27 protein-coding genes and 1 tRNA gene are annotated in these 26,356 nt (G+C 71.3%); 8 read left to right on the top strand and 20 right to left on the bottom strand.

Annotated features, from left to right (window positions below):
• Positions 1-267 (bottom strand): hypothetical protein, encoded by a 267-nt coding sequence (locus KAG51_RS00345; protein ID WP_290579461.1) that lies wholly within the window; start codon positions 265-267, stop codon positions 1-3.
• 4 nt (positions 268-271) lie between these two features.
• Positions 272-1,144 carry a mycothiol conjugate amidase Mca gene (mca, locus tag KAG51_RS00340; protein WP_290579459.1) on the bottom strand — a complete coding sequence of 291 codons (873 nt, stop codon included), beginning with the start codon at positions 1,142-1,144 and terminating at the stop codon, positions 272-274.
• A 68-nt stretch (positions 1,145-1,212) separates the two neighbouring features.
• Here mca and KAG51_RS00335 point away from each other — a divergent pair, with 68 nt between their 5' ends.
• On the top strand, positions 1,213-1,590 hold the full coding sequence (locus KAG51_RS00335) for a DUF4307 domain-containing protein (protein WP_290579457.1): 378 nt from the start codon (positions 1,213-1,215) through the stop codon (positions 1,588-1,590).
• 67 nt (positions 1,591-1,657) lie between these two features.
• Positions 1,658-2,161: a transcription elongation factor GreA gene (gene greA / locus KAG51_RS00330; protein ID WP_290579455.1), complete on the top strand. Its 504-nt coding sequence runs from the start codon at positions 1,658-1,660 to the stop codon at positions 2,159-2,161.
• Positions 2,162-2,208: 47 nt separating this feature from the next.
• Here greA and ilvA read toward each other — a convergent pair whose 3' ends face one another.
• Both ilvA and KAG51_RS00320 read right to left on the bottom strand, forming a co-directional pair.
• Positions 2,209-3,414, bottom strand: a complete 1,206-nt coding sequence (gene ilvA / locus KAG51_RS00325; RefSeq protein ID WP_290579453.1) for a threonine ammonia-lyase — start codon at positions 3,412-3,414, stop codon at positions 2,209-2,211.
• Positions 3,411-4,532 carry an AI-2E family transporter gene (locus KAG51_RS00320; protein WP_290579451.1) on the bottom strand — a complete coding sequence of 374 codons (1,122 nt, stop codon included), beginning with the start codon at positions 4,530-4,532 and terminating at the stop codon, positions 3,411-3,413. The genes ilvA and KAG51_RS00320 overlap by 4 nt, the downstream gene beginning before the upstream one ends.
• Positions 4,533-4,605: 73 nt before the next feature.
• On the opposite strand from KAG51_RS00320, the gene msrA reads away from it, so the two are divergent.
• Together msrA and KAG51_RS00310 are read left to right on the top strand one after the other, a co-directional pair.
• On the top strand, positions 4,606-5,241 hold the full coding sequence (msrA, locus tag KAG51_RS00315) for a peptide-methionine (S)-S-oxide reductase MsrA (RefSeq protein ID WP_290579449.1): 636 nt from the start codon (positions 4,606-4,608) through the stop codon (positions 5,239-5,241).
• 176 nt (positions 5,242-5,417) lie between these two features.
• Complete coding sequence (locus KAG51_RS00310) at positions 5,418-5,888, top strand: Hsp20/alpha crystallin family protein (protein ID WP_290579447.1); 471 nt, start codon at positions 5,418-5,420, stop codon at positions 5,886-5,888.
• Positions 5,889-6,078: 190 nt separating this feature from the next.
• On the opposite strand, the gene KAG51_RS00305 is transcribed toward KAG51_RS00310, so the two are convergent.
• The 5 genes from KAG51_RS00305 to KAG51_RS00285 form a co-directional block, all read right to left on the bottom strand.
• A complete protein-coding gene (locus KAG51_RS00305; protein ID WP_290579445.1) occupies positions 6,079-6,408 on the bottom strand; it encodes a Uma2 family endonuclease in 330 nt (109 codons plus the stop codon).
• 99 nt (positions 6,409-6,507) lie between these two features.
• Complete coding sequence (locus tag KAG51_RS00300; RefSeq protein ID WP_290579443.1) at positions 6,508-8,019, bottom strand: cytochrome P450; 1,512 nt, start codon at positions 8,017-8,019, stop codon at positions 6,508-6,510.
• Between the two features lies 1 nt (position 8,020).
• The gene (locus KAG51_RS00295; RefSeq protein WP_290579441.1) at positions 8,021-8,848 is read right to left on the bottom strand and encodes an SDR family NAD(P)-dependent oxidoreductase; all 828 of its coding nucleotides are present in this window, start codon (positions 8,846-8,848) and stop codon (positions 8,021-8,023) included.
• Positions 8,849-9,106: 258 nt separating this feature from the next.
• Positions 9,107-10,030 carry a pirin family protein gene (locus KAG51_RS00290; RefSeq protein WP_290579439.1) on the bottom strand — a complete coding sequence of 308 codons (924 nt, stop codon included), beginning with the start codon at positions 10,028-10,030 and terminating at the stop codon, positions 9,107-9,109.
• Positions 10,027-10,722, bottom strand: coding sequence for a tyrosine-protein phosphatase (locus KAG51_RS00285; RefSeq protein ID WP_290579437.1), 696 nt, complete (start codon positions 10,720-10,722; stop codon positions 10,027-10,029). The genes KAG51_RS00290 and KAG51_RS00285 overlap by 4 nt, the downstream gene beginning before the upstream one ends.
• A 63-nt stretch (positions 10,723-10,785) precedes the next feature.
• Between KAG51_RS00285 and KAG51_RS00280 the strand changes: the two genes are divergently transcribed.
• Positions 10,786-11,700: an SGNH/GDSL hydrolase family protein gene (locus KAG51_RS00280; protein ID WP_290579435.1), complete on the top strand. Its 915-nt coding sequence runs from the start codon at positions 10,786-10,788 to the stop codon at positions 11,698-11,700.
• 73 nt (positions 11,701-11,773) lie between these two features.
• Here KAG51_RS00280 and KAG51_RS00275 read toward each other — a convergent pair whose 3' ends face one another.
• Both KAG51_RS00275 and KAG51_RS00270 read right to left on the bottom strand, forming a co-directional pair.
• Complete coding sequence (locus tag KAG51_RS00275) at positions 11,774-12,640, bottom strand: Bax inhibitor-1/YccA family protein (RefSeq protein ID WP_290579433.1); 867 nt, start codon at positions 12,638-12,640, stop codon at positions 11,774-11,776.
• Between the two features lie 139 nt (positions 12,641-12,779).
• Entirely contained in the window at positions 12,780-13,307 is a 528-nt protein-coding gene (locus KAG51_RS00270) for a DinB family protein (RefSeq protein WP_290579431.1), read from the bottom strand.
• A 49-nt stretch (positions 13,308-13,356) separates the two neighbouring features.
• Here KAG51_RS00270 and trmB point away from each other — a divergent pair, with 49 nt between their 5' ends.
• Positions 13,357-14,091 (top strand): tRNA (guanosine(46)-N7)-methyltransferase TrmB, encoded by a 735-nt coding sequence (trmB, locus tag KAG51_RS00265; protein ID WP_290579429.1) that lies wholly within the window; start codon positions 13,357-13,359, stop codon positions 14,089-14,091.
• A gap of 13 nt (positions 14,092-14,104) precedes the next feature.
• Here the strand turns inward: trmB and KAG51_RS00260 are convergent.
• The 9 genes from KAG51_RS00260 to KAG51_RS00220 form a co-directional block, all read right to left on the bottom strand.
• Positions 14,105-14,178, bottom strand: a tRNA-Leu gene (locus tag KAG51_RS00260).
• 28 nt (positions 14,179-14,206) lie between these two features.
• Positions 14,207-15,136 carry a Ppx/GppA phosphatase family protein gene (locus tag KAG51_RS00255; protein WP_290579427.1) on the bottom strand — a complete coding sequence of 310 codons (930 nt, stop codon included), beginning with the start codon at positions 15,134-15,136 and terminating at the stop codon, positions 14,207-14,209.
• Positions 15,137-15,339: 203 nt separating this feature from the next.
• Complete coding sequence (locus KAG51_RS00250; RefSeq protein WP_290579701.1) at positions 15,340-15,855, bottom strand: DUF501 domain-containing protein; 516 nt, start codon at positions 15,853-15,855, stop codon at positions 15,340-15,342.
• 26 nt (positions 15,856-15,881) lie between these two features.
• Complete coding sequence (locus KAG51_RS00245; protein WP_290579425.1) at positions 15,882-16,295, bottom strand: septum formation initiator family protein; 414 nt, start codon at positions 16,293-16,295, stop codon at positions 15,882-15,884.
• 199 nt (positions 16,296-16,494) lie between these two features.
• Positions 16,495-17,772, bottom strand: a complete 1,278-nt coding sequence (gene eno / locus KAG51_RS00240; RefSeq protein WP_290579423.1) for a phosphopyruvate hydratase — start codon at positions 17,770-17,772, stop codon at positions 16,495-16,497.
• Positions 17,773-17,859: 87 nt separating this feature from the next.
• The gene (locus KAG51_RS00235) at positions 17,860-18,492 is read right to left on the bottom strand and encodes a MazG family protein (protein ID WP_290579421.1); all 633 of its coding nucleotides are present in this window, start codon (positions 18,490-18,492) and stop codon (positions 17,860-17,862) included.
• A 49-nt stretch (positions 18,493-18,541) separates the two neighbouring features.
• Positions 18,542-22,081, bottom strand: a complete 3,540-nt coding sequence (mfd, locus tag KAG51_RS00230) for a transcription-repair coupling factor (protein WP_290579419.1) — start codon at positions 22,079-22,081, stop codon at positions 18,542-18,544.
• 36 nt (positions 22,082-22,117) lie between these two features.
• Positions 22,118-22,684 carry an aminoacyl-tRNA hydrolase gene (pth, locus tag KAG51_RS00225; protein ID WP_290579417.1) on the bottom strand — a complete coding sequence of 189 codons (567 nt, stop codon included), beginning with the start codon at positions 22,682-22,684 and terminating at the stop codon, positions 22,118-22,120.
• Positions 22,681-23,340 carry a 50S ribosomal protein L25/general stress protein Ctc gene (locus tag KAG51_RS00220; RefSeq protein WP_290579415.1) on the bottom strand — a complete coding sequence of 220 codons (660 nt, stop codon included), beginning with the start codon at positions 23,338-23,340 and terminating at the stop codon, positions 22,681-22,683. The genes pth and KAG51_RS00220 overlap by 4 nt, the downstream gene beginning before the upstream one ends.
• Before the next feature lie 206 nt (positions 23,341-23,546).
• On the opposite strand from KAG51_RS00220, the gene KAG51_RS00215 reads away from it, so the two are divergent.
• Positions 23,547-25,205, top strand: a complete 1,659-nt coding sequence (locus tag KAG51_RS00215) for a PAS domain-containing sensor histidine kinase (protein WP_290579413.1) — start codon at positions 23,547-23,549, stop codon at positions 25,203-25,205.
• Positions 25,202-26,326: a diguanylate cyclase gene (locus KAG51_RS00210; protein ID WP_290579411.1), complete on the top strand. Its 1,125-nt coding sequence runs from the start codon at positions 25,202-25,204 to the stop codon at positions 26,324-26,326. The genes KAG51_RS00215 and KAG51_RS00210 overlap by 4 nt, the downstream gene beginning before the upstream one ends.
• The last annotated feature ends 30 nt before the right edge of the window (positions 26,327-26,356 follow it).

The following is a 26,356-nucleotide window of genomic DNA, read 5'->3' as shown; positions in this document are numbered from 1 at the left end:
TCAGGCGTCGCGGTCGGCGCCGGTGCGTCCGGCGGGAGACTCCCCGGCCGACTCCGGCTCCTCGCCGTCCCACGGCTCGCGGGCCCGGCGCGAGACCCGGGCGAAGGACCACATCAGCAGGGCGAGCGCGACGGCCATCGCCAGGAAGATCCCGAGCGCGACCCAGCCGGGCTTGACGATGTCAGGGTCCAGCTCGCGCCGCTCGCCACCGGTGGCGGTGACCAGGGCGCTGGCGGCGTCGAGCATGCTGCTCGCGATGTCGTACATGCGATCAGCGTAGGCCCGCGAACAAGTCGTCCTCGGGCAGGGTCGTGGGCACCTTGCTGTCGACGAGCTCGAAGTCCTCGGTGGGCCAGGCCTCGGCCTGCACCTCCTGCGGCACCGAGAAGAAGAAGCCGTCGGGGTCGATCTGCGTGGCGTGCGCGATCAGGGCCGCGTCCCGCACGTGGAAGTAGTCGGCGCACTCGACCCGCGTCGTGATGCGGTCGTCGCGCAGGCGGTCGGGATCGCGGTCCTTGAGCCACTCGGCATAGGGGTTCTCGAGGCCGCGCTCCACCATGGCCGCACCGATCGCCTCGAGGCGCCCGCGGGTGAAGCCGCCCTGGTAGTACAGCTTGCTGACCTGCCACGGCTCGCCGAGATCGGGGTAGAGCTCGGGGTCGGCCGCCGCCTCGTAGGCGAAGACGCTGATCTCGTGGCACTTGATGTGATCGGGGTGCGGGTAGCCGCCCTTCTCGTCGTACGTCGTGAGGACGTGCGGCCGGAAGGAGCGGATGAGTCGCACGAGCGGTGCGGCGGCCTCCTCGAGCGGCACGAGCGCGAAGCAGCCCTCGGGCAGCGGCGGCTTCGGGTCGCCCTCGGGCCAGCCGGAGTCGACCCAGCCGAGCCAGTCCTGCGTGATGCCGAGGATGTCGCGGGCGCGCTCCATCTCCTCGCGGCGGATCTCGGTGATCAGCTCGGGGTCGTCCTCGATACCGGGGTGCTGGAAGCTCGGGTTGAGGATCGAGCCACGCTCACCGCCGGTGCACGTGGCGACGTGGACGTCGATGCCCTCGGCGACGTACCGGGCCGTCGACGCGGCTCCCTTGCTCGACTCGTCATCGGGGTGGGCGTGCACGTGCATCAGTCGCAGCTGTTCCTCCACGGCCCCAGTATCCCCACGCGAGGAAGGCAGGGGCGTCGCGGGTGGGTCGACCCTGAGACACTGGACGCATGACCGACCTCGCCGACCGCTACGGCACCCGCACCTCGCCGCGCTGGTTGTGGTGGGTCGTCGCCGGTGCCGGCATCGGCGTGGGGATCGCCTGGGCGGCCTGGATCGCCCTCCAGCCCCGCCCGGTCTCGACCGAGGTCTACTCCTTCGTGGCGGTCTCCGACACGCAGATCGACGTGGAGCTCGAGGTCATCCGGCCGGAGCCGACCCGCATCTCGTGCAGTGTGTACGCGCAGGCTCTCGATCACTCCATCGTCGGCGAGAAGACCGTCGAGATCCCGCCGTCCGACCGTGAGATCGTGCGCCACGAGCTGAGTCTGACCACCACGGCCCGCGCGGTCACCGCCGTCGTTCGTTCGTGCGAAGTCACTGACTGAGTGTTAAGATGGGAACTTCACCCCGAGCCGGGAGCTCGGGGTTCCGTACGTTTTGAAGGAGTTCGCCATGACGCAGCCGACTGGCACCGAGACCCTCTGGGTCACGCAGGAGTCCCTCGACCGTCTCCGCGAGGAGCTCGAGCACCTCAAGGGTGAGGTGCGCGCCGACATCACGGCCAAGATCGCCGCCGCCCGCGACGAGGGCGACCTCAAGGAGAACGGCGGCTACCACGCCGCTCGCGAGGAGCAGGGCAAGACCGAGGCGCGCATCCGCCAGCTCGAGGACATGCTCGGGCGCGCCGAGGTGGGCGACAAGCCCGCCGACGACGGCGTCGTCGAGGCCGGCATGAAGGTCACGATCCGGTTCGAGGGCGACGACGACACCGAGTCGTTCCTGCTCGGCTCGCGCGAGGTCCTGAGCCTCGACAGCGCGGTCGACCTGGACGTCTTCTCCCCCACGTCGCCGCTCGGCGCAGCCCTGCTGGGCAAGAAGGCCGGCGACACCGCCACCTACGAGGCACCCAACGGCTCGTCGATCACGGTCGAGATCGTCGAGGCCATTCCGTTCTGAGCTGACCGCAGAGTGACACCGGGGCCCTTCGCCACCGAGGCAGCGGGTCAGACCGACCGATAGCCCCGGCTGGCCAGCTGGTCGAGCACCGTGTCGGCGTGGCGCGCTCCTCGGGTGGCGACCTGGAGGCGCACCTCCACCTCGCCGACACCGAGCGACTCCGAGGCCCGGTCGTGCACGACGTTGAGGATGTTGACCTGCATCGACGCCAGGTCGGTGAGCAGGCGCATGAGCTCGCCCGGGCGGTCGGTGAGGTGGACGCGGAAGCTCAGGAAGCGACCGGCAGCCTTGAGGCCGTGGCGGATGACCTCCAGCAGCAGCAGCGCGTCGATGTTGCCTCCGGACAGCACCGGCACGACCGGGCCCGGGAAGTCGCGCGGACGGTCGAGCAGCGCCGCCACCCCGGCCGCCCCGGCCGGCTCCACGAGCAGCTTGGCGCGCTCGAGCAGGCCGATCAGGGCCCGGCTGAGCGACTCCTCGCTGACCGTGACGACGTCGTCGACGAGCTCGGCCACGACCGCGAACGGCACGGCTCCCGGCGCGGCGACCGCGATGCCGTCGGCCATCGTGGGCAGACCCTGCACCTGCACCGGGGCCCCCGCGCTCAGGGAGGGCACGTAGGGGCTCACCGCGGAGGTCTGCACGCCCACGATGCGCACGTCCGGTCGCACCTCCCGCAGGAGCGCGATGCCCGCCACGAGTCCGCCCCCGCCGACCGGCACGAGGATCGTGCCGACCTCGGGCAGCTGGCGCAGGATCTCGAGGCCCACCGTGCCCTGGCCGGCGACGATGTCGACGTGGTCGAACGGATGGATCATGACGGCACCGGTCTCGGCTGAGTACTCCTGCGCGGCTGCGATGCTGGCCCCGACGTCGACCCCGACGAGCTCGATCTCGGCGCCGTAGCCCTGCGTGGCCTGCACCTTGGGCAGCGCGGCGCCCTCGGGCATGTAGATCCGGGCCGGGATGCCGAGCATCTGTGCCGCCAGCGCGACGCCCTGGGCGTGGTTCCCGGCCGAGGCGGCCACGACTCCGGCCCGGCGCTCGGCCGGCGACAGGCGCGAGATCCGCGTGTAGGCGCCCCGGAGCTTGAACGACCCGGTGCGCTGCAGGTTCTCGCACTTGAGCATGACCTCGGTGCCGGTGAGCTCGCTGAGCCAGCGCGAGTGCGCGAGCGGCGTCTCCTCCGCGATGCCGTCGAGCAGCGCGGCTGCGGACTCGACCCCGGCCCAGGTCGGGGTGGTCTCGCTCATGCCGGCTCCGCCGAGTGCTCGGCGTCCGGTGGCACGTCCTCGGGGAGCCCGTCGGGCTGCAGGGGGTTGCCCGCCTCCTCGGCGAGGTGCTTGACGACCCCGTTGAGACAGGCGACGAGCGGCACGGCCACGAGGGCACCGACGACTCCGGAGACCGTGATGCCGGCCGCGATCGCGGCGATGATCGCGAGTGGGTGCACCGCCACGAGGCGACCCATGAGGAACGGCTGGAGGACGTGCGACTCGAGCTGCTGGACGGCGATCACGACGAGCAGCATGAACAGCGCCGTCCAGGGCCCCTGGGCCACGAGAGCGACCAGCACCGCGACCATGCCGGAGACGAACGCGCCGATGATGGGCACGAACGCCCCGAGGAAGACGATCACGCCGATCGCGAAGGTCAGGGGCACCCCGAGCAGCCACGCCCCGAGCGCGATGCCGACCGCGTCGACCAGGGCGACGATGACCGTGGCCCGCACGAAGCTCGTCAGCGACTCCCAGGCCCGGTAGCCGGAGGAGCTGACCTTGCCACGGGCGTCGCGGGGGAACAGCGTGACGACCCAGGCCCAGATCCGGTCGCCCTCGTACAGGAAGAACACGGCCGCGAACAGGGCGATGAAGAAGCCGGTCACGAAGTGGGCCAGCGAGATGCCGACGGCCGTGGCCTGGTCGATCACGGCCTGGCGCCCGGTGCCGGCGATCGCGTCCTGCACCTGCGTGACGTACCCGTTGAGGTCGTCGTCGCTCAGACCCAGCGGGCCGTTCCGGGCCCAGTCACGCAGCTCGCCGATGCCGGCCACGATGCTCGAGCGGAGCTCGTCGAACTGGGTCGAGAGCTGCTGCCCCACCAGGGTCACCAGGCCCACCAGGGTCACGAGCATCAGGATCGTGACCAGCAGGGTCGCGAGGAGCCGCGGCACGCCGCGCCGCTCGAGCGCGTCGACGACGCCGATCGTGAGCGCCGTGCCGAGCAGGCCGATCGTGATCGGCACCGTGATCTCGGAGAAGTACTGCAGGAGCCACAGCAGGCCGAACCCCGCCGCCGCGATCACGATCAGGCGCCAGGCCCAGGCCGTGGCGATCTCCATCCCGACCGGGACCTGGTAGCGGGCACTCATGGGGTCGACCCTACTCGCGGAACACCGACGCCCCGAACGGCGTTGACGGTGTCGAGACGGAAGGATGGACCCCATGATCTTCGGAACCCGCAAGACCGAGATGCCCGCCCGCGAGGACGCTCTGCCCGGCCGCGCCTCCCGCACCCACCTCGTCGGCGACCGGCACCTCGTCACCGGCAACCCGCTCGAGACCGACGGGCCGGAGGGCTTCGAGGTCGCCGTGGTCGGACTCGGCTGCTTCTGGGGCGAGGAGCAGACGTTCTGGCAGCTGCCGGGCGTCTGGTCCACGACGGTGGGCTACGCCGGCGGGTACACCCCGAACCCGACGTACGAGGAGGTCTGCACCGGCCGCACGGGTCACGCCGAGGTCGTGCGGATCGTCTTCGACCCGAACGTGCTGTCCTACGACGACCTGCTCGCGACCTTCTGGGAGAACCACGACCCGACCCAGGGCATGCGGCAGGGCAACGACCGCGGCTCGCAGTACCGCTCGGTCCTGCTGACCACGACGCCCGAGCAGCAGGCCAAGGCCGAGGCGTCGCGCGATCACTACCAGCAGAAGATGACGGCCAGCGGCTACGGCACGATCACGACCGAGATCAAGCCGCTCGCGGAGTACTACTACGCCGAGGACTACCACCAGCAGTACCTCGTGCGGAACCCGCACGGCTACTGTCCGCTGCACGCGACAGGCGTCAGCTACGCCTGATCACGGCCTCGGCGACCCCCGCCCCGTCCTCCGCACCGGAGGGCGGGGCGCTGCTGTCGGCGCGGACTCGTTCGCTGATGGTGAACACATCTTGCTCAAGGGAATTGAGTCAGTAAGACTCAAGTTGTGACTGGTACCGACCACGGTGGTCGGCCACTACTCATCGGAGGTTCCACATGAGCACCATCACCCGCTTCCGCGGCCGCGACCCGTTCTTCGCCGAGTTCGACTCGCTCGTGCGTTCCACGTTCGGCGGCCAGACCGTCCCGTCCGGCGAGTCCCTGGCGTTCACACCCACCGCCGAGACCGTCCGTGAGGGCGACGACGTCGTGGTCCGGCTCGACCTGCCCGGTGTCGACGTCGCCGAGGACGTCTCGGTCGAGGTCACCAACAACCGACTCGTCATCGCGGGCGAGCGCAAGGACGACCGGGCGGAGGAGTCCACGGGTCGCTCGGTCCGCGAGGTCCGGTACGGCAGCTTCCGCCGATCGTTCGGTCTCCCGGGCCACGTCGGCGCCGACGCCGTCAGCGCCCACTACGACAAGGGCGTGCTGCACGTCCGCGTCGCGGGGGTCTACGCGGGCACCGAGCCCACGCGCATCGCGATCAACGAGGGCCCCGCAGCCGCCGAGGTCGAGCAGGCCTGAGCCCGCGGCGAGCCCCGGCAGCCACGCGACTGCCGGGGCTCGCGCACGTCCGACCCAGATGTGCGCTCAGATGTGCGTTTCCTGACCGGAGGAAGTGCGCATCTGGGCGCACAGCGTCGGGGCCGCATGGCTACGCCGGCGGCACGGTCACGAAGCCCGCGACCGAAACCGAGCGGGGCGGATTCTCCGGCTAGGAGTCACGGCCGGAGTCAGGCCGACAGGGCTCACGCTCGGTGAGGTCCTCGACCCGCGCCACCACGAGGTCGGGCTGCATCACGGTGTCGTCGGCGAGCACGACGTCAAGTGGGGCGAACAACACCTCGAGCGACTCCGGGCACGCCGCATCGATCACGCGGAACAGGTTCCGAAGCGCACGCTGATGCCGAGTCGACGGCGCCGGGCTCACGATGAGCACCCCATCGAGCAGCTCGTAACGGTGCCCGTCATCGGGCATCTCCGCCAGGTCCTCGCGCGTCAGCGCACGACCCCGCGGCAAGCCGGTGGACACCTCGGTCGCCATGACGCTCATGGTAGGTCGCCTCCTCGGTCAAGACCACAGCCAAGCGCCGCCCGCCCACGCGGACCAGCCACGCCGACGTCGCCTGTGGACGACCGCCGCTCAGGCCTGGGCGTCGAGACCGTCCGCGTGAGCCGACGCGTGAGGGCACGTGGCGCTTGGCGGCTCTGAGCCGTCCGACTCCGGATCGCCGTGCGGCCGATCCGGCGCGACCCGCTGCGGCGTGCGCGGGGTCAGCCGGAGCTCGAATCCCTTCGGCACGATCGTGAGCCGCTCGGCGATGTCGAGCTCGTAGTCGGGGTCGCCCGTGATCTCGTAGCGGTGCAGCAGCCGGGCCAGCACGAGGATCGCCTCCTGCTGGGCGAACTGGCGTCCGATGCACGACCGCTCCCCCGTGCCCCACGGCTTGTAGCTGTGGGGCAGCCGGCCGCGGGAGTTCTCGGGCAGGAACCGGTCGGGGTCGAAGCGCTCGGCGTCGTCACCCCACACGGCGGGGTCGCGGTGCACCGCGGGCAGCAGCACGATGGCCCAGTCCTGCGGTCGCATGACGTGACCGGTCGACAGCGTCGTGGTCTCGCGCGGGCCCCGGCCGAAGCCGGGCGCCGTGGGCCACAGCCGCAGCGACTCGTCGAGCACGCGGCGCAGGTAGCGGAACTGCGGCACCTGCTCGAAGGTCGGCACCGTGTCGCGGTCGGGGCCGAGCACGGCATCGGCCTCGGCATGGGCCCGGGCGAGGATCTCGGGGTCGCGCGAGAGGTAGTACAGCGCGAACGACAGTGCCCCCGAGGTGGTCTCGTGACCGGCCACCAGGAACGTGAGGATCTGGTGGCGGATGTTGGTGTCGTCGAGCTGCTCGCCGGTCTCGGGGTGGCGAGCACTGAGCATGATGCCGAGCAGGTCGTGCTCCGAGGGCGGCTGCGCGCGGCGCGTCGCGATGATGTCGTCGAGCAGCTCGTCGACGTAGTCCTGCGAGGCCTGGGTCCGCTTGCGAATGCGCCGCACGGCCAGGCGACCACCCGGCGCGGTGCGCAGCGTCGCGATGCGCTGCCCGCTCTTGAGGGCCAGGATCATCGCGGCCACGAAGGGATGCGGGTCGATGCCGTCGAAGGAGGAGAAGTCGCGGCTCAGCGCGGCCCGCGCCAGCGTCTCGAGGGTCAGCTTGGTCATGTCGCGCGCGACGTCGACCGGACCGTCGAGTCGCTCCCAGTAGGCGAAGAGCTCGTCGAGCGTCTCGACCATGACCGGGTGGTAGGACTGCATCGCCGTCCGGGTGAACGCGGGCCGGAGCAGGTCGTGGGCGAGGCGCCAATTGTGCTCGTGGGAGTGGGCCGTGAACAGCCCGTCGCCCGCGAACTCCCGCAAGGCGTCGACGGCGGGCGGCAGCACCTTGACGAACCGCTGCTCGTCGCACAGCTCGGCCGCGAGCTCGGCGCTCGCGACGAAGACGAACTTCTGGTCGAAGACCTGGATCTCGAAGATCGGCTCGCCGAGCTTCTCGGCGTGACCGACCATGCTCTTCAGGGGACGGGAGGGATCGACCGACCGGCCATCGCCCACGATCGGCAGACGGCCCGGGGGATGCGTGAAGGACTGCCCGCCCCAGTCGTTGTGCATGTCAGAGCCCGGACTTGCCTGACGCCCAGCGCACGACCCCTTGGTACCGGGGACCGGCGGCGCGGACGAAGGCGTCGATGACCTTGGCGTCGGCGCCGATCAGCACACGCACCTTCTTCTTCTCGACCCCGTCGAGGATCACCGTGGCCGCCTTCGCGGGCGTCGTGCGGGCCAGCACCTTGTCGAAGTGGGCACTCATCGCACTCTTCTCGTCGGCGCGCTCGTCGACCGAGGTCGCGTTGCGGACGATGTTGGTCTTGATGCCACCGGGATGGACGCACGTGACCGACACGGGCTTGTTCGCCATCTTCATCTCCATGGCGAGCGCCTCGGTGAAGCCGCGGACCGCGAACTTCGCCGCGTTGTAGGCGCTCTGGGACGGCACGCCGAAGAGGCCGAACACGCTCGAGATGTTGACGACGTGACCGTCGCCCGAGGCCTCGAGGTGCGGCAGGAATGCCTTGGTGCCGTTGACCACGCCCCAGAAGTCGACGTCCATGACGCGCTCGAGGTGCTTGTAGGGCATCTCCGTGACGTTGCCGAAGTAGGCGATGCCCGCGTTGTTGATCACGAGGTTGACCCGTCCGAGGTCGGCGACCACCTCGTCGGCGTAGTGCTCGACGACCTCGCGCTGAGACACGTCGATGACGTCCGACCGGACGGTGCCGCCGAGCTGGCGGACCTGCTCGGCAGTGGCCTCGAGCCCGGCGACGTCGACGTCGCTGATCGCCACGGTCGCGCCCCGTCTGGTCAGCTCCAGCGCCAGGGCCCGGCCGATGCCTGAGCCCGCGCCCGTCACGACCGCGACCTTGCCGTTGATCCAGCCCATGGGTGCTCCTCGGTGCTCCACGTCACATCATTGCGATACCGACGGTATCTCAATGCATGACTGTATGTCGAGCGGTGCGCGACTCGTTCCTCACCGCTTCAGCGGTTCGTTCCTCACCGCTGCCGGGCTGCGCCCGGGCACCTTGCCTCGCCTCCGCTCGGCCCGTGGATCCACGCGTGGCGGACGGAACCCACCCCGTGAGGCGCCAGCGAGGAGGGAACATGCCCCGTGAGGGGTAACCATCGGCGGCCCGGCCCCTCAGGACTTGAGGCGGACGCGGGGGCGGAGGCGGACGTTCGGGAGCTCGGGCGCCGGGATGAAGTCGTCGGCGTGACCCTCGACGCGACCGAACCGACCGCCGACGGGCTGCGACATCCAGTCGTCTCGAGCCTGGACGATCTCGTCGTGGTCGCGGGCGATGAAGTTCCACCACATCACGAGCTTCTCCGTGAACGGCTCGCCCCCGAGCAGCAGCACCGTGCGACCGGGGCCGTCGAGGTGCACCCGGCTGCCGGGCTCGAGGTAGCGCAGGGCCCGGTGGGCGACCGCGATGCCGTCGACGTCGACCGGACCGTCGAGCGCCAGGACGCCGTACTCGAACGACGGGTCGAGATCGAGCACGACATCGGGATCGTGCAGCGAGATCTGCACGCCCACGAGCGGCGTGTGGACCTTCGCGCGCGAGGACTCCCCCGCGAAGTCGCCGACCACGAGGAGGCCGTCCCAGCCCCGCCCCTCGACCCTTGGCAGGTCGGGGACGTGCTCGAAGTCGGCGGGCCCGAGGCGCCGCGAGTCGGGCAGGGCGACCCACAGCTGGACCCCCGACATGGGAGTGGGGTCGTCGGCGTCGCTGATCTCGGAGTGCGACACGGCATCGCCCGACGTCATGAGGTTCAGCTCACCGGGCCGCAGCATGACGTCGGACCCGAGGTTGTCGCGATGGCGGATGCGTCCGGCCATGGGCCAGGTGACAGTCTGCAGGCCCGTGTGCGGGTGCGGCAGCACGCGCATGCGAGCGTCGGTGGGGCCGAAGTGGTCGGCAAAGCACCAGGCGCCGATCGTGGGGCGCGACCGGTGCGGCAGGGTGCGGTGCACGGTGATGCCGCGCAGACCGCCCAGCGGCACCTCGCGCGGTTCCAAGGTCTCGGCGCCGGAGTCGTCCAGCCGCAGCGTCCCGCTCATGCACCCATCGTGTCACCGCGCAGGTGACCGCGGAGCCGTTCGACGTCGTCGACGGTGCCGCCGGCCGCCTGGAACCACCCGTGGACCCCGCCGTCGTGCGCGCTCCAGACCTCGACGACCGAGAGCACGGCCTCCGCCTTGGTCTCGAAAAAGGCCGCCGGGAGCGTCTGCCGGTGGTCGTGGCCCGCGATGGCGGTGAGCCGAGCGTCGATCGCCTCGCGGTGGCGTCCGGTCTCCAGGTAGTCGTCGACGACGTCGTCGACGTCGGCGCCGGCCAGCAGCAGCGCCAGGGCGACCGAGATGCCCGTGCGGTCCTTGCCCGCCGCGCAGTGCACGAGGGCCGGGCCGGGCGAGGTGGCCACCGCACGCACGACGTCGACGAGCATCGGGCCGGCCGACTCCACGACCACGCGGTACAGGCCCGTCAGGTCGCTCGGTCGCGCCGCCCCCGGCCGCAGCGCTCCCAGGAGCGGAAGTCGATGGATCGCGGCGTGGTCGGCCAACGGATGCTCCGGCTCGATCTCGCTGGCCGAGCGAAGGTCGACGACGGCTGTGGGCGGCCAGGGCACTCCCACGGGGGCGAGGTCACCGACAGCGGGTGCGGCACTGCGGAGCAGGCGACCTGGCGCCACGACGCCGCCCTCGACCGGGATGCCGTGCAGGTCACGCAGGTTCGGCACGGTGTCAGGCATGTCACCCATCATCGGTCATGGCGCCGACAGGCCCCGAACGGGCCCGGTCACTAGGCTGGCCCCATGCGTGTCAGTCGACGGGTGGCCACCACCACTGCCCTCGGGACCGCCGGTGCCGTCGGCGCGTCGGTGGGCTTCCTGTTCGGCGAGACGGTGCTGGCGCGGCGGCTCATCGGCGTCACCGACGCCCGCCCGCCGTCACCCGACGGGCTCTACGGCGACAACCTTCCCGGCGAGACCGTGCGCCTGCTGGTGCTGGGCGACTCGGCCGCGGTCGGCTACGGCATGCAGACGCAGATGACCACGCCCCCGGCGCTCCTGGGCTGGGGGCTTGCCCAGATGGTGCAGGGCCCGGTCGAGGTCCGCAGCGTCGCCGTCGTGGGCGCCGAGAGCAGCGACCTGGCCGAGCAGGTCGACCGCGGCCTCGGCTTCGGCGCCGACGTCGCGGTCATCGTGATCGGCGCCAACGACGTGACCCACCTGAAGTCGATGACCCACGCGGTCGACGAGCTCCAGGTCGCCATCAGCAGGCTCGTGGCCGCCGGCACCGATGTCGTGCTCGGCACGTGCCCCGACCTCGGCACGGTCAAGCCGCTGATGCAGCCCCTGCGCAGCATCGCGCGCCTCCAGAGCCGGCGCATGGCGCGCAAGCAGACCGTGGGCGCGATCGAGGCGGGGGCACGGACGGTCTCCCTCGGCTCGCTCCTGGCCCCGATGTTCTCGGAGTACCACGAGCTTTTCTTCGGTGACGACCGGTTCCACCCGTCGGCGTCGGGCTACGCGAGCATGGTCGGCGCTCTGCTGCCCTCGCTCGCCGACGCGATCCACGAGCGGCGCAGCGAGCCGCTCGAGGCGCGCACGGGCGACGCCGAGGAGATGATGCCGGTCACCGAGGCCGCAGAGGAGGCCTCGCAGCGGTCGGGCACCGAGGTGCGCCGAGCCGGTCGTTGGGCCGGCGTCCTGCGGCGCCTGCGCTGACCAGCTGCATCCACGCGGCACGCAGAACGCCCCCGACCGGAGTACCGGTCGGGGGCGTTCTGTCAGGACTGCGTCAGTTGTCGCCGCGCAGGATCGCCAGGATGCGCAGGATCTCGATGTAGAGCCACACCAGCGTGACCGTCAGGCCGAAGGCCGCGCGCCACGACTCACGACGGGGCAGACCGGCCTGCACGCCCTTCTCGATGTAGTCGAAGTCGAGCACGAGCATCAGCACCGCGAGCACGACGGCGAAGGCCGAGACGACCAGGCCGAGGGTGTTGAAGCCACGGATGCCGCCGTTGTCGACGACGCCGGTGAGCGACAGCAGCAGGTTGACGATCGTGGCACCGGCGAAGGCGAAGATCGCGATCGTGACGACCTTGCGGAACTTGTCGGTGACCTGGATGTTGAAGAACTTGTAGGCCGCGAGGGTCGCACCGAAGGCGACGAACGTGCCGACGATCGCCTGGAAGACGATGCTCGTGTCGCCGACGAAGGTCGCGACGATCTTCGAGAACGCTCCGACGAAGACACCCTCGGCGACCGCGTAGCCGATGACCAGGGCCGGGCTGATGACCTTCTTGAAGGAGTTGACCATCGCCAGGGCGAAGCCGACGAGCGCGCCGCCGATCGCGAATCCGTAGGCGGTGTTGACGGCCGACTGGTCGACGACCTGCTGGCCGATCGAGTTCTCGCCGACGAAGATCTGACCGATCACGACCCACGCGACGGCGGCGGCCGCGATGACGATGCCGAGCGTGACGGCCGTCTTCTCGACGACCGAGTCGATCGTCATGCGATCGCTCGACGCAGCGGTCGGCGGTGCGTAGCCGGGCTGGGCGCCGGTGTCGATGGTCCACTGCGACGGGTCGGTCTGGACCGACGACGAGCGGCCGTTGAAGCTCTCGTTGCGGGAGAAGACGGGGTTCGAGCTGTGCATGATTCCCTCCGGGAGGTCGGCTCGCATCATCGAGCCTGATGGGTTCACCCTATACAACGCACGATACCGACGTTTTGCTCCCGCCTGTGCCGTTGCTGTGCGCAACTGATCCGGGCGTCCTGGCGCCCGTTCCGATCGCTCAGGCGCCGACGTCCACCAGGTGGTGCTCGAGGTCGTGCAGCAGGTACTGCACGAGCGTCGCGGTCGTGAACGTCGAGCCGTTGGAGCGCACGGCGCGGCGCTGCCAGTCGCCGTCGCCCACCCGAGCCAACGCCCCGCTCAAGCGGTCGCCCTCGACCGCCAGGTCTCCGGCGACGCGCGCCGGGTCGGCGTGGGCGTAGTCGCCGTCGTGGGCTGCGGCGTCCTGGTCCCAGTTGGCGAAGTGCGCCGGGTCCTCGGCCATCATCTGGTCGATCCGTCCCGTGAAGACCGCGAAGACGTCGCGGACGTGGCACGCGTACTCGAGGTCGGACCAGCGATCGGGGCGCGACCGCCGTGCCGCGTCGGGACGCACGAGCACCCGCTGCCACCGCTCGACGTGCGCACCGATCGCGGAGCCGGCGCCCGCCGGGTCCGCGGCGGCGGCGACGAACCCGCACTCCGGGCACGGCTCGCGCAGGACCCAGGTCCAGTCCTTCTCGTCGGGCTCGATCGCGTCGCTCGTCATGTCGTGGCCTTCATCGGCCCATCGTGACGTGCTGGATAAGGTGCGCACCATGTCCGATTCGGCCGACACCCGTCCAGATCCTGCCGAGCGGCGCTTCCGGACCGAGCCGGTCTCGTTCACCCGGCGCGGTGGCCGCCTGAACCCGCGCCAGCAGAAGGCCTGGGACCTGCTCGCCGATCGGGTCGTGCTCGACGTCCCGCAGGACGGCCCCTCGACGTCGGTGCACCCGGCCCACCGGTTCGACGCCGCGGCGGAGTTCGGCCGGGCCGGCCGGCTCGTGGTGGAGATCGGCAGCGGTCGCGGCGAGGTCATCCTGCACGCCGCCGGCGAGTCGCCCGAGACCGACTTCCTCGGGCTCGAGGTCTACGTGCCCGGCGTCGCGCAGACGCTGATCGGCGTGCGGCACGGCGAGCTCACCAACGTCCGGCTCGCGGTCGTCAACGCCGCCGAGGCGCTCACCACGATGATCCCCGAGGCCAGCGTGGACGAGCTCTGGGTCAACTTCCCCGATCCGTGGCACAAGAAGAAGCACCACAAGCGCCGGCTCGTGACCCCGGAGTTCGCGGCGCTGGCGGCGCGGGTGCTCAAGCCGGGCGGCGTGTGGCGCCTGGCCACCGACTGGGCCGAGTACGCCGCGCAGATGGCCGACGTCGTGGCCGGCTCCCCCGACTTCGAGGGCGGCCCGAGCGAACGGTGGGGCGGCCGCGTGCTGACCCGGTTCGAGGCCAAGGGCATCGCCGCCGGCCGGGAGATCCACGACCTCACGGCGGTGCGCGTCGGCTGAGCCCGACGTGACGTGCTCCCGGTGGGGCTCGAACCCACACTGGGACGGGTTTAAGCCGTCTGCCTCTGCCGATTGGGCTACGGGAGCGGCGTCAGCCTAGTCAAGGCCACGGCCGTCACGACGCGGGCGACGCCTCGGCCGCACTCCGGGCGATGCCGTCGAGAATGTCGCGCTCGCTCACGAGGACCTCATCGGTCGCGAGCGGGGCGAGCTCGAGCAGGCGGTCGAGGATCAGGGCCCCGGCGCCGATGACGTCGGCGCGTCCCGGGTGCATGAAGGGCAGGTGGCGGCGATCGACGACCGGCATCTGCACGAGCGAGAGACAGGCCTCGCGCACCTGGTCGACCGGCAGACGCGCTCCGTGGATGCGCTCGCTGTCGTAGGACGAGAGCTGCAGCGCATGGGCCGCGACCGTCGTGACGGTGCCCGCGACACCGATGAACCGCTCGACCGGCTCCCAGCCGGCGACCGCCGGGGCGAGCAGTGCGTCGAGGTGGTCGACGAGGTCGGTGATCTCGGTGATCGACGGCGGGTCGCTGGCGAGGAACCGCTCGGTCAGCCGGACCGACCCGATGTCGAGCGAGACGGCCGAGCCGATCTCGCCGTGCACACCACGCACGAGCTCGGTCGAGCCTCCCCCGATGTCGACCACGACCGCGTCGTCGGGGCCGAGCTCCGAGGTCGCGCCAAGGAACGAGGCGCGGGCCTCGGCGTCACCCGTGAGGATCTCCGGGTCCTGCCCCAGCACGGCGTGGATCGCAGCCCGGAACTCGCCCGCGTTCTCGGCGTCACGGGCGGCCGAGGTGGCGCAGAACCGGACCACGTCGACCCCCATTTCGCCGATCGTCAGGGCGTACTCGCGCGTCGCGGTGACGGTGCGCTCGATCGCGGCAGGATCGAGCCGACCCGTGCGGTCGACGCCCTCCCCCAGCCGGACCACACGCATGTCGCGGACGACGTCGTGGGCCGTGCCGTCCGGTCCCAGATCGGTGACCAGGAGCCTGATCGAGTTGGTCCCGCAATCGATCGCCGCGACGCGTCTCATGGCGTCCACCCTAGTTGCGGGAGGTCGGGTCGTGAGGTCACCCCCGCGGGTGGCCACGGCTCCGAGGACCTGGAGCGGTCTCGATACGGGCTCTCGTCCCTCGAGCCCACTCGACCACCGGAACCAGCCCGCGACCCGGCCCAGAGGACCTGGACCGGTCTCGATACGGGCTCTCGTCCCTCGAGCCCACTCGACCACCGAGATCAGTCTGCGACCGGCTCCCCGGCGCCTTCGGGCGCGCAGCTCGAGCTGCCCCAGTAGTCGCCGAGCATCACGACGGCCTCGTCGCCGAGCGGGTTCACGCCAGGCCCCTTCGCGAGCGCGTGGCCCACGAGCACGTGCAGGCACTTGACCCGGGTCGGCATGCCGCCGGCCGAGATGCCGTCGATCTCGGGCACGTGCCCGATGGCCTCGCGCTCGGTGAGGTAGGCCTCGTGCGCGCGCTGGTAGGCCGCGGCCAGCTCCTCGTCCTGGCGGAGACGCTGGCTCATGTCGGCCATGACCCCGGCGGCCTCGAGCGTGCCGATCGCCCCGGCCAACCGGGGACACGTGAGGTAGTACAGCGTGGGAAACGGAGTGCCGTCCGGCAGACGGGGCTCGGTCATGACCACGTTCGGATGGCCGGACGGGCAGCGCGACGCGATCGTCACGACGCCACGGGCGGGCCGCCCGAGCTGGTCGCGGACCGCACGGAGATCGACCTCGGTCGGCGGCACCACGCCCGCGGGACGGGTGAACTGACTGGTCACTGGCTCTCCGGCTGCAGGGGCTCGTTCGGGTCCTCCGGGGGCGCCGTGGGCTTCACCGGCTCCTGGCCGGCCACCTTGGTGCTGTCCCAGAGCTTCTCGGACCAGCCCGGTGCCGTCTCGCGGGGCGGCTCGGCCAGCTGCGGCACGTCGCCCTCGACCTGACCGTCGGCGTCGACGACGCGGTAGCCGACCTCCCCGGGCAGCACCCACCCGAACCGGGCGCGAGCCTGCTGCTCGATGTAGGCGGGGTCCTCCCAGCGCGCGGCGTCGTCCTCGAGCTCGGCGATCGCGGTCTTCTGGGCCTCGATCTTCGCCTCGGTCGCGCGGATCTCCTGCTGCTGCTGCCACCAGGTGTGCAAGGAGGCGGTGTACGACGCGATCAGCAGGACCATGACGGCGAGCAGCACCATCGCCCGGGTGGTGAATCGCGAGCCACCGGCACCGTCGGACAGGCGGGGGGCACGCTGCCCCGGACGGCGTGTGGCCGACGACGAGGTCGTCGAGCGGGACGGCCGGGTGGGGCGGCCGGCGGCACCGCGCGCCCGCGAGGCCGGGCCGGAGGTCCTCCCCCGGCCCGGTCCCGTGGATCCGCGCGGTCCCGCCATCGACTCAGACCGACAGACGCGGGAACGACGAGGCGCCGGCGTACACCGCGGCCGAGCCCAGCAGCTCCTCGATGCGCAGGAGCTGGTTGTACTTGGCGACACGGTCCGAGCGCGCGGGGGCACCGGTCTTGATCTGGCCGCAGTTCGTGGCCACGGCCAGGTCGGCGATCGTGGTGTCCTCGGTCTCGCCGGAACGGTGGCTCATCATGTTGGTGAAACCGGCGCGGTGCGCGAGGTCGACGGCGTCGAGCGTCTCGCTGAGCGAGCCGATCTGGTTGACCTTGACGAGCATCGAGTTGGCGGCACCCTCCGCGATGCCTCGGGCGAGGCGCTCGACGTTGGTGACGAACAAGTCGTCGCCGACGAGCTGGACCTGGTCGCCCAGCTCGGCGGTGATCGTGGTCCAGCCGGCCCAGTCCTCCTCGTCGAGCGGATCCTCGATCGAGACGATCGGGTAGGCCCCGACCAGCTCGGAGTAGTAGTCGGTCATCTCCTGGGCGGTCCGGGACTGACCCTCGAAGGTGTAGGCACCGCCGGAGTGGAACTCGGTGGCGGCGACGTCGAGGGCCAGCGCGATGTCGGTGCCGAGCTTCAGGCCGGCCTTCTCGACCGCCTGGGCGATGAGATCGAGCGCCGCGCGGTTCGACGACAGGTTCGGGGCGAAGCCGCCCTCGTCGCCGAGCCCGGTGGAGAGGCCCTCGGCCTTCAGGACGCCCTTCAGCGCGTGGTAGACCTCGGTGCCCTGGCGCAGAGCCTCGGCGAAGGTCGGGGCGCCGATCGGCGCGATCATGAACTCCTGGATGTCGACGTTGGAGTCGGCGTGGGCTCCACCGTTGAGGATGTTCATCATCGGCACGGGCAGCACGTGGGCGTTCGGGCCACCGATGTAGCGGAACAGGGGCAGGCCGGCCGAGTCGGCCGCCGCGTGCGCCGTGGCCAGCGAGATGCCGAGGATCGCGTTGGCGCCGTAGGTGGCCTTGTTCGGGGTGCCGTCGATGTCGCTCATCGCGTTGTCGATCGCCCGCTGGTCGTCGGCGTCGAAGCCCACGATGGCGCTGCCGAGCTCGCCGTTGACGCCCTCGACCGCCTTGAGGACGCCCTTGCCGAGGTAGCGGTCGCCGCCGTCGCGCAGCTCGACCGCCTCGAACTGGCCGGTCGAGGCGCCCGACGGCACCGCCGCACGGCCGATGCTGCCGTCGTCGAGCGCGACCTCGACCTCCACGGTGGGGTTGCCGCGCGAGTCGAGGATCTCGCGTGCTCCGACGGCTTCGATGCTGGCCATGGGTCTCCTCAGAGAAAGGGGGTCACGTGCGGGGTCCAGCCTAGAGCCACGGGCGCCCCGGACCGGAGAGGCTCGTCGGTACGACGGTCAGGCCGGCGCGTCGGGGAGGCTACGGACGGTGCGGCGCAGCGACTCCTCGGCGTCGACGCCCGCGGCGCGCGCCTCGGCCACGAGCGCGAGCAGGCGGGCGCCGATGTCGCCGGCATCGTCGACGGCATCGGCCACGGCCGGCTCCCCCAGGCGCTTGAGGACCTTGTCGGCGTAGGCCAGGGCCGGCAGCGAGGACGGGATGCCGTCGTGGACGGAGACTCGGCCTCCCCGTTCGCGCTTCTCCTGCGCCTTGACCGCCTGCCACGCCGCGTCGATCTCCGCGGGGGTCCGGGCGGTGCCGTCACCGAACACGTGCGGGTTGCGCCGGCGCAGCTTCTCCGTGATGCCCCGGGCGACGTCGTCGACGTCGAAGCGGTCGGCACCGGCGCGCTCGGCCCCGATGCGCGCGTGGAACACGACCTGCATCAACAGATCGCCCAGCTCGTCGCGCAGCTGTGCGGGATCGCCGGCGTCGAGCGCCTCCAGCACCTCGTGGGTCTCCTCCAGCACGTAGCGCGCGAGGGTCTCGTGCGTCTGCTCGGCGGTCCAGGCGCACTCCCGGCGCAGCCGGTCCATGACCTCGACGAGCTCCAGGAGCGCCTCGCCCGTCCTGCGTGGCTCGTCGCTCATGCACCCATTCTCCACCTGTCCTCACCGCCCGGCCTGGAGCGGGGGCGGCTCAGGCGGCGAGGGTGTCGATCACGGTGCGCGTCCACTCCAGCAGGTCGCGCCCGGCCAGCGGCTTGCCACCGACCTGGGCCTCCCGCGGTCGCGGCACGAGCAAGGTGTCGGTTGTGGGCTTGTAGAGGCTCTTGGGATAGATGCGACGCATCCGCATCTGGGCCGAGTCGGCCAGCTTGATGCCGCCGAACCGGACGTTGGGTCCGGCGCTCGTGATCTCCTCGACACCGGCGGCAGACACCGCGACCCGCAGCCGCGCGACCTCGAGCAGCGTCTCGGTCTCGGCCGGCGGCTCGCCGTAGCGGTCGACCAGCTCGGCACGCAGCTCGTCGATCTCGGCGAGGTCGGCGACGGCCGAGAGGCGCTTGTAGACCTCGAGCCGGAGCCGCTCGCTCGGCACGTAGTCGGTCGGCAGGTGCGCCTCGATCGGCAGCTCGATCTTGACGTCCTTGCGCTGCGGCTCGGTCTCGCCGCGGAACTCCGCGACGGCCTCGCCGACGAGACGCACGTACAGGTCGAACCCGACGTCGGCGATGTGGCCGGACTGCTCGCCGCCGAGGAGGTTGCCTGCACCGCGGATCTCGAGGTCCTTCATCGCCACGGCCATGCCGCCACCGAGCTCGGAGTGCTGGGCGATCGTGGCGAGCCGGTCGTGGGCGGTCTCGGTGAGCGGCTTGTCGGGCGGGTACAGGAAGTAGGCGTAGGCGCGCTCGCTGCCGCGCCCGACCCGGCCGCGCAGCTGGTGCAGCTGCGACAGGCCCAGGACGTCGGCCCGCTCGATGATCATGGTGTTCGCGTTGGAGACGTCCAGGCCCGACTCGACGATCGTGGTGCACACCAGCACGTCGTAGCGCTTCTCCCAGAAGTCGACCATGACCCGCTCGAGCTCGGACTCGCTCATCTGGCCGTGGGCGCCGGCGACCCGGACCTCCGGCACGAGCTCCTGCAGCCGGGCCACCGCCTTGTCGATGCTCTGCACCCGGTTGTGGATGTAGAACGCCTGCCCCTCGCGCAGCAGCTCACGCCGGATCGCCGCCACGACCTGGCGATCCTCGTACGCCCCGACGAAGCTCAGCACGGGGTGCCGCTCCTCCGGCGGGGTCGCGATCGTGGACATCTCGCGGATGCCGGTGATCGCCATCTCGAGCGTGCGCGGGATCGGCGTCGCGGACATCGAGAGCACGTCGACGGCGGCGCGCAGGTGCTTGAGCGCCTCCTTGTGCTCGACGCCGAAGCGCTGCTCCTCGTCGACGATGACGAGTCCGAGGTCCTTGATGTGCACGCCCGGCTGCAGGAGGCGGTGGGTGCCGATGACCATGTCGATCGTGCCGTCGGCGAGCCCCTCCATCGTCTCCTTCGACTCCTTCTCGGACTGGAAGCGCGAGAGCGGGCGGATCGTGACGGGGAACTGTCCGAACCGTTCGGCGAAGGTCGCGTGGTGCTGCTGGACGAGCAGGGTCGTGGGCACGAGCAGGATGACCTGCTTGCCGTCCTGGATCGCCTTGAACGCGGCGCGCACCGCGATCTCGGTCTTGCCGTAGCCGACGTCGCCGCACACCAGGCGGTCCATCGGGACGGTGCGCTCCATGTCGCGCTTGACGTCCTCGATCGTGACGAGCTGGTCGGGGGTCTCGACGTGGGCGAAGGAGTCCTCGAGCTCGCGCTGCCACGGAGTGTCGGGACCGAAGGCGTAGCCCTGGGTGGACTGACGCGCCGCATACAGCTTGATGAGCTCGCCGGCGATCTGGCGGACGGCCTTGCGGGCCTTGGCCTTGCGCTGGGTCCAGTCGGCCCCGCCCATCTTGTCGAGCGTGGGGTTCTCGCCACCGACGTAGCGGCTGACCTGGTCGAGCTGGTCCATCGGCACGAACAGCCGGTCGCCCGGTTGGCCACGCTTGCCCGGCGCGTACTCGATCACGAGGTACTCGCGCGCGGCGCCTTGCACGACGCGATTGACGAGCTCGACGTACCGGCCGACGCCGTGCTGCTCGTGCACGACGGGGTCGCCGGGCGTGAGCTCGAGCGGGTCGACCTGCTTGCGGCGCCGAGCCGGCATCGACCTCGACTGCTTCTCGGCCGCGCGCTGGCCCACGAGGTCGTCGTGGGTCAGGACGGCCAGGCCGAGCGGACGCGCGACGAATCCGTGCGGCAGCTCGGCGCACAGCACGCGCACGACTCCGTCGGCGGGCTCCGGGTCGTCGGCGCCCTGGCCCTCGCCCTGAACGGCCCTGATCTCGGTGCCCGCCAGGTCGACCTCGGCGAGCCACTCGAGCGTGCGCTGCACCTGGCCCTGTCCGGGGACGACGAGCACGACCTCGAGCCCCTCGGTGCGCCAGTTGCGGATCACGGTGGCCGCACCGTCGAGGTCGCCGCGCAGCTCGGGCGCCTCCTCGACCTCCAGGTCCCACTCACCACCAGCCGTCGTCTCGGCGTCGAGGCCGAACGGCGTGATGCCCCACCAGAGGTGCCCGAGCGACACGGTGTGCTCGGCCACCTGGTCGAGCGTGTGGAAGGCCGCCGACGTGAGGTCGATCGGCGCCTCGGCGCCCGTGGCCGCTGCGGCCCACGACGCCTGGAGGAACTCCTCGCTCGTGGCGACGAGGTCGTGCGCCCGGGCGCGGACGCGCTCCGGATCGCACAGCAGGACCGAGGCGTGCTCCGGCAGGAGGTCGACCAAGAGCTCCATCTCGTCGACCAGGACCGGGGTGAAGGACTCCATGCCCTCGACCGCATGGCCCTCGGCGATCTTGGTCAGCATCTCGACCAGGGACGGGTGTCCCTCGGCCAGGGCCTTGGCTCGCGCCCTGACGTCGTCGGTGAGCAGGAGCTCACGGCACGGCGGCGCCCACACCCGCGAGACCGGCTCGAGGGAGCGCTGGTCGGCCACCGAGAACTGCCGGATCTCCTCGACGGTGTCGCCCCAGAACTCGATGCGCACCGGATGATCGGCCGTGGGCGGGAAGACGTCGACGATGCCGCCGCGCACCGCGAACTCGCCCCGCCGCTCGACGAGATCGACCCGGGAGTAGGCGGCACCCGCGAGATCGCGCACGAGGGCGTCGAGCTCGTAGTCGTCACCGACCGACAGCTCGACGGGCGTGAGATCGGCCAGGCCACGGACGTGCGGCTGCAGGATCGATCGCACCGGCGCCACCACGGCGCGCAGCGGCGTGCCCCCCGCACTGGACTCCGGGTGCACGAGTCGGCGCAACGTCGCGAGGCGACGGCCGACCGTGTCGGAGCGCGGCGAGAGGCGCTCGTGCGGCAGCGTCTCCCACGCCGGGAAGGTGGCGACCGCCTCGGACCCGAGCGTCTCGGCCAGCACCGCCGCCGCGTCGTCGGCCTCCCGAGCCGTGGCCGTGACGACCAGGACCGGCCCCGCGCGCCCCGCGAGGGCGTGCGCCACGAACGGGCGCAGGGCAGCGGGGCCCCGCACCGACTGGGACTGCACGCCGTCGGCGCTGTCGCGCAGCGCGTTCGTCAGGCCCGGAAGCCCCGCGACGCGGTCGGCCAGCCGCCGGAGCAGCGGCGCGCTCATCGACCCACGCCAGGGAGGTGGCGACCGGGACCGGGCTCAGCGGTTGAAGGCACTTTGCGTCTCCACGAGTCCGCGGGTGATGAGCGACTCGACCGCGTCGGCCGCCTCCTCGACGTTGACGTCGAGCTCCTTGCGCTCGACGGGCGACCACGACTTCAGCACGAAGTCGTGCACGGTCTGCTGACCGGGCGGTCGACCGATGCCGACCCGGACTCGGTGGAAGTCACCCGTGCCGAGCGAGCTCCGCAGCGACTTCAGACCGTTGTGCCCGTTGTCGCCGCCACCCAGCTTGACCCGCAGGCGGCCGAAGTCGATGTCGAGCTCGTCGTGGATCACGACGTACTGCTCCGGCACGACGTCGAAGAATCCACCCAGCGCCTTCAGCGGTCCGCCCGACTCGTTCATGTACGACCGGGAGCGACCGAGCACGACACGCTCGCCCGCGAGCCTGCCCTCGACGACGTCGGTGCGGCTCTTGCGGTGCGACGACCACTTTCCGCCCATGCGGGCGGCGAGGACGTCGGTCACGAGGTACCCGACGTTGTGCCGGGTGGAGGCGTACGCCGGGCCCGGGTTGCCGAGCCCGGCGATCAGCCAGGTCACTCCGACTCGGCGTCCCCGGCCTCGGCATCGCCCGACTCGCCGGCGTCGCCGTCGGCCTCGTCGTGCTCGATGCCGACCTCGGCCTCGGCCTCGGCGAGCTCCGCGTCGACCTCGGCCGCGGTGGGCGCCGCGGTGACGTTGATGATGAGCAGGTCCTCGTCGACCGCAAGGGTCGAACCCGAGGGGAGCTGCAGGTCCTTCGCGAGCAGCTGCTCGCCGATCTCGACACCTTCGATGCTGACCTCGATCTCGTTCGGGATCGCGGTGGCGTCGACCTCGATGGCGACCGCCGTGTTCTCGACACCGATCAGCGAACCGGGCACGGCCTCGCCGGTGACGTTCAGCGGGACGTCGACGGTGACCTTCTCGCCACGCTTGACGATCAGCAGGTCGACGTGCTCGAGGAAGCCCTTGAGCGGGTCACGCTGCACCTGCTTCGGGATGGCGAGGTGCTTGTCCTGGCCCAGCTCGATCGTGAGCAGCGCGTTGGAGTTCTTCAGCGCCAGCATCAGCGAGTGGCCCGGCAGGGTCACGTGCAGGGCGTCGGTCCCGTGGCCGTACAGGACGGCGGGAACCTTGTCGGCCCGGCGGATGCGGCGGGCGGCGCCCTTGCCGAACTCGGTGCGGGCCTCGGCGGCGATCGTGATCTCAGCCACGGGAACTTCTCCTCGATTGGAACGAATGCGGGGTTCGGGCGGGCCAGCGGCGCGCGACACAGCACTCAGGTCGAGCGCCCTGTCGATCACGGTCGGACACGCCGACCCTCGCCGAGGCAACCTGGCGATCCTAGCGCAGCGACCACCCCGCCCGGAAATCCTGACGAGGCGTCCGGAGTCGACCCCGCCGGCCGTAGACTGCGCGCATGCCGTTGGGAGCGGACGCCGTCCGGGTACCGGTCTCACCGGCCCGACTTTTCGCGACCCAGACCGCGCTGCTGATCGCCGCCGTCATCGTGACGGTCCTGACGTTCGCCGCCGGTCTGCCCACCGCCGACCGGCGTCTGGCGTTCGGGCTGACCATCCTGGTGCTCGTGACCGTGCTCGTCGGCGCTGCGCCGTGGGAGCGCCCCGGGTCGCGCGCCGTCGCCATCGCGATCCCGCTCATCGACCTGTTCGCGCTGAACCAGCTCCGATCGGCCACCCCCTCCAGCGGATTCGGCTTCCTGGTCGTGCTGCCCGTCGCGTGGCTCGCCCTGAACGCGGGCCGGGCCGGCGCGGTCATCGGGATCGTGGGGGCGACCCTGACGGCCTGGGCTCCTCTCGTCCTGCAGGCGCTGGGGTTCAACCCGGGCCAGGTCGGCACCCCGTCGGTCGCCGCGACGGCCAGTCTCAACGTCTCGGTCGTCGTCGTCGGAGGTGTCGTGGCGATGTCGAGCGCCCGCGAGGCGGCTCAGCGACGCCTCCTGGCGACCCAGGCCCGGCGGTCGGCCCATGCCTACCGCCAGGCGCGCCGCGACGAGGGCGTGCTCAACGCCGTGATGGACGCGGTGCCCTTCGGCGTGGTCTCGCTCGATCCCGCTGGCACCTACCGGGGCAGCAACCGGGCCGCCCGTGCCATGATGCGCCACCTGGGGCTCCCACTCTCCACGAGCCCCCAGGCCCTGCCGCTGTACCACCTCGACGGGGTGACGCCCGTGGTCGGCGACGAGCTGCCGCACCTGCGGGGCCTGAGCGGCGGCGCGGTCGACGCCGAGACGTACTGGGTCGGCCACCCCGACGGGACCCGCGTCGCGGTGGAGGTCAGTGCCCGCCTGGTGCTCGACGCCGACGGCACGGTCGACCGTCTGGTCGTGGTGTTCCGGGACGTCGGCGAGTCCATCGAAGCCGAGGCCGCTCGTGACCAGGCGCTCAGCTCGGTGTCCCACGAGTTCCGGACGCCGCTCAGCTCGATCCTCGGCTACATCGAGCTGGCCGCCGACTGCCCGGGCCTGCCCGATGAGGCCGTGGACCACCTCGCGGTCGCCGAGCGCAACACCACGCGGCTGCTCACCCTGGTCAACGACCTGCTCGCCACCCGGGGTCGGACGCCCCACTCGGCAGTGCCGATGTCGCTCGCCCGGGTCGACCTCACCGAGATCGTCACGGAGTCGGCCACGGCCCTCCAACCGCTGGCGGCCGACCGTGTCATCGCCCTGACCCTCGACGCGCCCGACGCGCAGATCGTGACCGGCGACGCCTTCCGGCTGCGCCAGGTCGTCGACAATCTCCTGACCAACGCGATCAAGTACAACGTCGAGGGCGGGTCGGTCTCGATCGAGCTCGTGGGCAGCGCCGACCAGGTCACCCTCGCGATCACCGACACGGGACACGGGATGAGCGAGCGCGACCACGAGGAGGTCTTCCAGCCGTACCACCGCACGGCGGACGCGGTCGTCTCGAGCGTGACCGGCACCGGGCTGGGCCTGGCGATCTCCCGCGAGATCGCCGAGCGGCACGGCGGCACGATCCGCCTCGAGAGCGCCGACAGCGGCGGCACCACCGCGATCCTGGTGCTGCCGCGCGAGACGGGAGTGAGCCGGTGACCCCCGACGCCACGACCGCTCAGTTCACGAGCTCGATCGTGATCGCCGCGATCACGACCTACTTCCTGCTCACGACGGTCCTGCAGTACGACACCAAGGCCGGGCGCCTCATCTCGGTCGCCTACGTCGCCGTCACGGGCACCGGCGTCCTGACCGCCTCGTTGCCGGGTGACGGGACCCAGGAGATCCTGGGCGCCGTGGCGGCCGGCGGGATCACGCTGGCGTTCGGTCTGCTCCGATCCGGTCTGCGACTGCAGCAGCTGGGCCGTTCCCCCCAGGTCTCGTTGGCGATGGGCGCTGCCGCGGTCACGGTCGCCTCCGTCGTCCTCGATCCGGTCGTCGACACCGATTCCGTGCCGCTCGCACTCTCGGTCGTGTTCTCGGCCGCCTTCGCGCTCGCCACCGCGCTCGACTCGCTCCGAGCCCCCGCCGCAGAGCGTCCGTCGGCGCGGGTGCTCCAGGCGGTCATGCTGCTCGTGACGGTCGCGATCGTGGCGACCTCGATGCTGATCGTCGGCGGCGCGATCAGCTGGAACGGACCGGTCGACGTCGTGATCGCGATCGGCACCACGACCGCCTTCGGCGTCGCGGCGCTGTGCATCACCGCCCTGCGCGCCGAGGACGCGCGCTCGACGTGGTGGGGCGACGACTCTCGTGGCATGCTCGCCGACTTCGACGTCCCGGGGACCGGGGCGTTCCGGCGCGACGCGGCCGACCGCATCGAGCGATCGGCCATGACGGGCCAGCCGGTCGGTCTGGTCTGGATCGAGATCGAGGATCTCGACGACCTGGCCGAGGCCTACGGCCCGGGCGTCCGCGACCGCGCGATCGTGCACGTGGGACGGGTCGTCAGGTCCAAGGTGCCGCCGTTCGCGCTCCTCGGACACCTCGGCGGTGGCCGGTTCGTGGTGCTCACGACCGCCCGCGCTCGCCGACCGATCGACCGGGTCGCCAATGCGGTGCGCACGGGACTGGACGAACGACCGGACGACCTCCCCCTGCAGGTCGGCTGCCAGATCGGCACGAGCGTGCAGAGCCTCGGTGCGCCCGGTCTCGAGGCGATGATGGCCGAGGCCCAGTACTGGGCCCGCCGCAATCGCGCCACCCCGAGCCCGTCTTGAGCCAATCCTGAGCCGAAACTGACGCTCCAC

Origin of the sequence: Aeromicrobium sp., assembly GCF_023146395.1 — a bacterium.
GTDB lineage: Bacteria > Actinomycetota > Actinomycetes > Propionibacteriales > Nocardioidaceae > Aeromicrobium.
Note: the sequence above shows the minus strand (reverse complement) of the source record. Positions and strands in the feature narration are given on the sequence as shown.